This window comes from Thermoanaerobacterium sp. CMT5567-10 (assembly GCF_030534315.2).
Classification (GTDB): Bacteria; Bacillota; Thermoanaerobacteria; order Thermoanaerobacterales; family Thermoanaerobacteraceae; genus Thermoanaerobacterium.
In genome coordinates, this window is record NZ_CP130558.2 from 740,901 (window position 1) to 747,500 (window position 6,600).

At 32.7% G+C, this 6,600-nt stretch carries 8 protein-coding genes and 1 pseudogene (1 of these 9 cut by a window edge); 1 reads left to right on the forward strand and 8 read right to left on the reverse strand.

Annotated elements, in window-relative coordinates; translation table 11 throughout:
* Positions 1-87 precede the first annotated feature (87 nt).
* Entirely contained in the window at positions 88-1,128 is a 1,041-nt protein-coding gene (locus Q2T46_RS03900; RefSeq protein ID WP_303264179.1) for a D-alanine--D-alanine ligase, read from the reverse strand.
* A gap of 151 nt (positions 1,129-1,279) precedes the next feature.
* Here Q2T46_RS03900 and Q2T46_RS03905 point away from each other — a divergent pair.
* A pseudogene (locus Q2T46_RS03905) lies at positions 1,280-1,496 on the forward strand (IS30 family transposase); the annotation flags it as partial.
* 469 nt (positions 1,497-1,965) lie between these two features.
* Here the strand turns inward: Q2T46_RS03905 and Q2T46_RS03910 are convergent.
* The 7 genes from Q2T46_RS03910 to Q2T46_RS03940 all read right to left on the reverse strand — a co-directional run.
* Positions 1,966-2,802 (reverse strand): hypothetical protein, encoded by an 837-nt coding sequence (locus tag Q2T46_RS03910; RefSeq protein WP_303264178.1) that lies wholly within the window; start codon positions 2,800-2,802, stop codon positions 1,966-1,968.
* A gap of 71 nt (positions 2,803-2,873) precedes the next feature.
* Entirely contained in the window at positions 2,874-3,017 is a 144-nt protein-coding gene (locus tag Q2T46_RS03915) for a DUF1413 domain-containing protein (RefSeq protein WP_303264177.1), read from the reverse strand.
* Positions 3,018-3,034: 17 nt separating this feature from the next.
* A complete protein-coding gene (locus Q2T46_RS03920; protein WP_303264176.1) occupies positions 3,035-3,367 on the reverse strand; it encodes a type II toxin-antitoxin system RelE/ParE family toxin in 333 nt (110 codons plus the stop codon).
* Positions 3,360-3,614: a type II toxin-antitoxin system prevent-host-death family antitoxin gene (locus tag Q2T46_RS03925; RefSeq protein WP_303264175.1), complete on the reverse strand. Its 255-nt coding sequence runs from the start codon at positions 3,612-3,614 to the stop codon at positions 3,360-3,362. The genes Q2T46_RS03920 and Q2T46_RS03925 overlap by 8 nt, the downstream gene beginning before the upstream one ends.
* A gap of 247 nt (positions 3,615-3,861) precedes the next feature.
* On the reverse strand, positions 3,862-5,547 hold the full coding sequence (locus Q2T46_RS03930) for an SWIM zinc finger domain-containing protein (RefSeq protein WP_303264174.1): 1,686 nt from the start codon (positions 5,545-5,547) through the stop codon (positions 3,862-3,864).
* A 56-nt stretch (positions 5,548-5,603) separates the two neighbouring features.
* On the reverse strand, positions 5,604-5,822 hold the full coding sequence (locus Q2T46_RS03935) for a hypothetical protein (RefSeq protein WP_303264173.1): 219 nt from the start codon (positions 5,820-5,822) through the stop codon (positions 5,604-5,606).
* Positions 5,823-6,012: 190 nt separating this feature from the next.
* A protein-coding gene (locus Q2T46_RS03940; protein WP_303264172.1) for an ABC transporter permease crosses the window boundary here: on the reverse strand, positions 6,013-6,600 show its 3' portion. Its footprint extends 225 nt past the window's final position; the window shows 588 of its 813 coding nt (coding positions 226-813); its start codon lies beyond the right edge, outside the window — the gene reads right to left on this strand; it ends in the stop codon at positions 6,013-6,015.

Here is a 6,600-nt window from a genome sequence, read left to right on the forward strand (position 1 = left end):
TTATATATTTTGGGTAATATATGCCTTCGTCTTATTCAAATCACATCTAAAAGTCATTTTCATGCTGGCACTTGCAATTTTAAATGCTTAATTTCTACGTAAAGCAAGTGATACTATCTTTTCACATAACTCGTTATATGATAGTCCTATTGCATTAGCCTCCTGCGGCAATAAACTTGTTGGTGTCATGCCCGGCAATGTGTTTGCTTCAAGACAATATACATTGTCCTTATCATCCACTATAAAATCGATTCTTGAATAATCTCCAAGTCGCAAGATTTCATGTACTTTTAAAGCTTGATCTTGAAGTTTTTGAGTTAATCTTTGTGAAATTTGAGCTGGGCATATTTCTTTTGTTAAGCCAGGCTGGTATTTATTCTTGTAATCATAAAAACCAATATTAGGGATGATTTCAATAACAGGCAGAGCCTTTCCATTCAAAATTCCAACAGAAAACTCACGTCCTTCAATCACTTTCTCTATCAACAAGCGGTTTTCATACTTTTTCGCATATTCAATTGCCTTGCTTAACTCGTTTTCGTTTTTTACAATAGATACGCCAATACTGGATCCGCAACTACAAGGTTTTATTACGCATGGAAGGCCTATGCCATCCAAAATATAATCGACATAATCTTTTCTTAGATCAAATATTTTCCAATCGGGCGTGGGCAATTTATTAAAACGCATCAATTCTTTTGATAAAGCCTTGTCCATCGCCAGTAGACTTCCAATATAGCCCGTTCCTGTGTAACAAATTCCAAAGGAATCAAATACGGCTTGCAATTGTCCGTTTTCACCAATGGAGCCATGCAAAGCAAGAAATACCACATCGGCAGACCTACAAATCTTGATTACATTTTTCCCTATAAGTGCTTTCCCGTTATCGGCTTCGAGCATCAATTTATCCAAATCAGGTTCATGCTTCGGAACACTGTATTGATATCTTTTTATTTCGCTGTTTAAAAACAATTCATCAAAGTCATTATCAAAATTCAATCCTTTGTATAAATCCAAAAGCAATACTTTATGACCATTTTCCAGTAAAGCATTTGCAATTAAACAACCGGACGATAGTGATACATCTCTTTCCGGGCTTAATCCTCCTGCCAGTACGACAATTTTCATTCTTAACACTCCCATAAAATTCATTTTTGTACTAATTAATAACTATCTATTACATTAATTATACACAACTTAATTATATTACTCAATTTTTCACCTAATTCCATTTTTCTTTCTATTCTTCCTGACATTGCAATTGAAGCGAGAAGCAAGGTTAGCTGTTAAAAATATTGATTTACCTTTAAAACTACGCTTAAAACCAAAAAAACATATTCATGAAAATAAACGTATTGCAGGCAAAAGTATTGATGATAAACCTAAAGAAGTTGAAGAACGTGAAATTTTTGGTTACTGGGAGATTGATAAAGTAATTGATAAAAAGTCTAATAACATAAGCAGAGCGTAAGACACGTTATGAGTTTATATTCATGTCGTAAAAGATAAGGAAGTTTTAAGATTGCACCTATATCCTCACATTTAAACTCATTATTCACAAGATTTTTGAAACCCAATATCAATAAATGCTATTATTCTTTCTTCATAACCCATGTTAACCTCCATTTTATTGGATCTCATGGAAAGCTATTGCCCCTTTTGCAACAGACAGCAACACTCTACATGCCTCGATAGGACTCTATTATATCATTAGCGATTTTTATATCCTTGCATTCTCTGGAACATATCAATGGTTTTGAGACTCATTTTGGAAATTCTTTGTTTCAAAGAAATATATAAATTTATTTTCATTAAAGACATCTCGATAAACAAATTCCTAAATAATTCATCAAGTGTTGCAAGTTTTTCATCTCATTGAATAAATAAATTTTTTCAGCTATCTCATCATTAATTCTTAATAAATGTTCTCCGAAAACAATAGTTCAATGAAGCATATGATTATTTCTATTCCTTTTTTAATGCTGGCAAGACTGCCTTTAAATATTCCTGCCAATATTCATCTTCGCCTTCCATATCATGAATCCAATAATACATAAACAGAATTTCAAATTCCTGCTTCCTTCCTTTTATAAAAGATTTTTTTGGCATTTTTCTATACAGTGAGTCAAGATTAAAAAGATTACTTTTCTGCTTGTAATCATAATCATATTTTCTCCAGCTATATTGACTCTTCTTTCTATGAGTTGAAGGCCATAGATCTTCATTCTTATAAAATCTGTTTATCCAATCAAAAGCGAAAGCAAGAAGATTTACCTGATGTTTCGCCCAAGTTTCATCAATCCAATCATTTATCTCATCAGATATAGTTGGTATTCCGAAATTAAACATCTGCTGGCTTTCTACCCTGTGATAGTCTTTAATAAAAAGAAAAAGCATTTCTGTCTGATCCTTAAGAAAAGGGAGCCTTTTGATAAGCTTTGAATAACAATCGTATGAAACACTCCTAAATTCGCTATCTGTATCATACAAGTAGAAAAGCTCATTTTCTTTCAAAATATTTTTAATGTGTCTATGCATTTGCTTACCATACTCACTATATACTCTGACAATCCATTCTCTAACTTCAGGCTCATAATCCCAAAACTGCTTACGATACTTCTCCAACTTCTCATTATGCAGTACTGTTTTTTCTTCAGCTTCAGTAATATTCAGGTAGTTATTAAAATATTCAAATACATAATCCACAAAGTTTTTAATATTTTGAGTACGTGCATCAATGTCAAATTCATTGAGCTTATCTTCTTTTTTCCTACGAGCAATATACTCCTCTATACTAAGCATTTAATCACCGCCTCTCATGTATAAATTTGATGTTCATTATAAAAATTTATAAAAAACCATTTCATCTAGCATCAAAGATCGATCTTTTTATACCTCGGCTGATTAGATAGTATTTTTTCAATCGCTTTTATTTTACCCTCCACCTTATTTACACAGTTTAAAAATAAAGTTACAAACATAAGCCGATTTTGTCTAGGTGTTCTGTTCCATATCATAGTTTTATATTTGATAATCAGTTGTCTTCTTCCTTTGCAACATCCCCAAAGAGGATTCGCATAAAATCTCGTCTACCATATAGCACTCTGTCCACATATACAGTATCATTTTCATAACGGTAAAAAGCTGTATATTGCCCACACGTAAGGTAACGATAGCTTGTCTCAATTTTAATAACAGAAGACAATGGTGCTCCAATCAACGGGAATTCCATAAGATCTCTGAATCGTTTGGTGATTTTGGCCAGCACATTTGTTGCTGCTGTAGGATTACCTAATTCCTCGAAGATGTATTCTTTTATCTCCAGCATATCCTTTTGCGCTTTGGGCGAGATTTTAAGATTAACCATCCGTTACCTCCAGGGATGCTTCTAGTTTATCAATGGTTAGCCATCCATTTTCCTGTCCCGCTTTTTCACCTTTAGCAAGTTCAGTAAGCAATTTTAATTTTGCCTGCATTTTTTCATATTCCCGCATATCCATAACCACATAGCGTCCACGGCCATTTTTTGTTAAAAAAACCGGTGAACCTTCCTCTATGCTGCGCAACACTTCATTGTAATTCCTTAAATCGGAAATCGGCTTAATGTTAGGCATAATAAATCTCCTTTCTCCTTTTGCTGTTATTATTATAGCAATATTCTTCGTAAAATACAACAGCAATAATGGAAAGTTTAGTTTTCTGGTATCATTATACCAATTTTATAATAGTTGAATAATGGTGTAATTATTAATAGCAATATTGCCACGAGAAAGGAAAGCCCTATAATATCTTTCAATGGAAAAAAAGAAAATGATAAATGCATATGTGAGTAGATAAATAATTATCAAAGTGATTCCCCCATTATTTTTTAATTTTTTTGATTTTATTTAGTTCATCTACAAAGGCTGGCTTATTTTTGTACAAAGCAATTAGCTCATCAACTATTTCCTCCATGTTTTTATTGCCTGCTATCTTTTTATACTTTTTAACAACTTCACAGACTTTTTTATACTCTTTCCTATTGGATGAGGAGCTTGCAACCGTCTTTATATGCTTCTTATATACCTCAATTACCTCATCCTTAAACTTTTCTTGCAACATTTCAGCATATCCTTCTATGATACTTGGATTCTCTTTGACAAACTCCATTATCTCATTAAGATCTTTTTCTTCCACTATAAGCTTAAAATAAATATTATTGCTATGCCATCCCTCATACTTTTTTAATTCTTGTTTTAAGTTGTTGTAAAATTCTGTCTTATCACCTGTGATTAATTCTTTAAGTTCATTGTAATATTCAAAATTGCCTTCAAAAAGAAGTTCTTTGGCTAATTTTTTCTGTTCTTCTTTTAGAGAAAGTTTTTTATAGGCTTCATATCTTATTTTCTTCCATTTCAATGCCAATCCTGCATATTGCTTATCTTTCTTTTCTCCTTCTAAAGCTAATTCTATAACTTTATTAAAATTTCTTTCTTTCATGAACTTACTTATAAGTAGCTCTCTAAATGATGTATAATTTAGGTTTTTTTCTATAAATTCTAAAGCTTCTTCATCAGTACCATAAGTATCAATTATTTCAAATAATATTTGCAACATCTTCTCATTGCTGTATCTTTTATACTCATCACCTGAATTCATGGTAACAATAGACTTTATTTTCGTTATAAGCTCATTCCTTAGCTTTTCGACATCTGCAAATTCAAGACATAGTCTAAGAAGATCAATTTTATAATCATCCCATTCGTCGAAAATTTCGTTGTCACTTTGCTCAAGCAATTTATTAAATATCTCCTCTTTTAAATCATCATCTAAATAACTGCCATCTGTTACTATATCTCCTATTAAGTCTATAGTTTCATATATGAGGAAGCCTATCTCACCATTGGAATCATCAGCATATTGAAAAGCTTTTATAGACTCGTTAAGCAGAAGAAATGCAATATCCAAAGCTAATAATATATCATCGGTATTCCTTGATTTTCGCAATATGTCTTCCATATCATTTACAAAGCCATAAGTTTCTCTATACGATATAAAGCCTTCTCTGCCTGTATATTTTTTCACAATGGAATCAATAAGCTTTTTGCATTTTTCAAGTTCTTGTTCGTAGCTACCTTTTGAATACCTCACAATTAGACTGTTTTTTAAAGCATCATCATTTTCGGTTATATCCATTATTATTTTAATCAATTCTTCCTTAGAAAGATTATTTAGTACTTCTCTAATTGAAGACTGATTTATCACATCTTCCTTCATATGTATTATATTGTTTTTGCTATTTATTATCTCAAATAGCTTAAAATATGCCGCCACTTGATGTTTACATATTGGTCCAAAATCATAGGGGCAATTACATTCTGAATAAATAATTTCTCCATCGTTATCTATCTTAACTACTACCTCATAATCATCATTTCCTTGTACTTGAAATACATACTCGTTATCTCCACATTTGTAGACTTCAATTATATTGCCATTAATATAGTAATCATATCCTCTATTTAAAATAGTTTTGTCGATATGATTTTCAAAATTATTTATATTCACCTAAGATCCTCGCTTTCTTTTTAAAATGGTAACTTTGATTTTAAGCTTTCATACGATCATAGTCCATAATCCTTACTCATCCTGTCTGAAACCTTTTCCGCAGGAATAGCATTTCCGCTTTTTAAATCTGTCATGCCTCTCTCGATTTCTGCATTAAACCACTCTTCACCTAGTTCTTCGTACGACAAATGTTTGTTTTGCGAAAGTTTCATATCAAAAGGAATTTCGCGATTTTCAGGTTCAACGCGAACAAATATATTCGCTGTCCTTTTCATTTTTAAATGCCTTCTTTTATAGAATATTATATGAGATCGTATTGCATAATGCAATCTATAAGCAATATTATACAAATAACATTTCTATTTAATCATATTCGATGTTCCCAACAGAACTATTTCAGCGCATTACATTATTTGTATTTTTATTGAAATTATTCCACTTCCTATTTTGCTCTCGCAAAAAGCCTTACGTGTTCCTGTTATATGCCCACAGTGTAAGCGGTATAGACACTATTAAGATTGCAAGAGTACCTATTAGTGCAATCCAAAAGTCCGTGCCAATTGTTCCATTTCCCAATATCTCTCGCACAGCCGTTATTGCTTTGGATACAGGATTGATATGTTCGGCGAAGTAGCGAACTACTTTGGGCATAGTTTCTGTTGGAACAAAGGCATTTGACAGAAACGTCAGCGGAAACATAATGAGCATTGCGTACATTGATGCAGAAGATACGGATTTTGCCGTCAAAGCCACAAACGCAAACAGCCAACTTAAACACCAACCTACAAACATCATAAACTCGATGGAAGCTATAACTTTCAAAAACCCCGGTCTGTATCCGATAATTGCGCCGACTATAAATACAACCGCACAAGCTATGGCATAGCGCAAGAGATCGGCAGTCAGTACACCCGCAAGCGGCGATATCCTTGCGATTGGCATAGATTTAAAACGGTTGAATATGCTTTTATCAATGTCCTCCCGCAGTTGCGTTCCTGCATTGCCGGAAAATGTGATACAAGTCTGAATTAAAACTCCCGGAATGATAATCGG

Coding starts and splice junctions, on each gene's coding strand:
- Q2T46_RS03900 (WP_303264179.1), bottom strand. CDS start 1,128: ATGAAAATTGTCGTACTGGCAGGAGGATTAAGCCCGGAAAGAGATGTA.
- Q2T46_RS03910 (WP_303264178.1), bottom strand. CDS start 2,802: ATGCTTAGTATAGAGGAGTATATTGCTCGTAGGAAAAAAGAAGATAAG.
- Q2T46_RS03915 (WP_303264177.1), bottom strand. CDS start 3,017: ATGATATGGAACAGAACACCTAGACAAAATCGGCTTATGTTTGTAACT.
- Q2T46_RS03920 (WP_303264176.1), bottom strand. CDS start 3,367: ATGGTTAATCTTAAAATCTCGCCCAAAGCGCAAAAGGATATGCTGGAG.
- Q2T46_RS03925 (WP_303264175.1), bottom strand. CDS start 3,614: ATGCCTAACATTAAGCCGATTTCCGATTTAAGGAATTACAATGAAGTG.
- Q2T46_RS03935 (WP_303264173.1), bottom strand. CDS start 5,822: ATGAAAAGGACAGCGAATATATTTGTTCGCGTTGAACCTGAAAATCGC.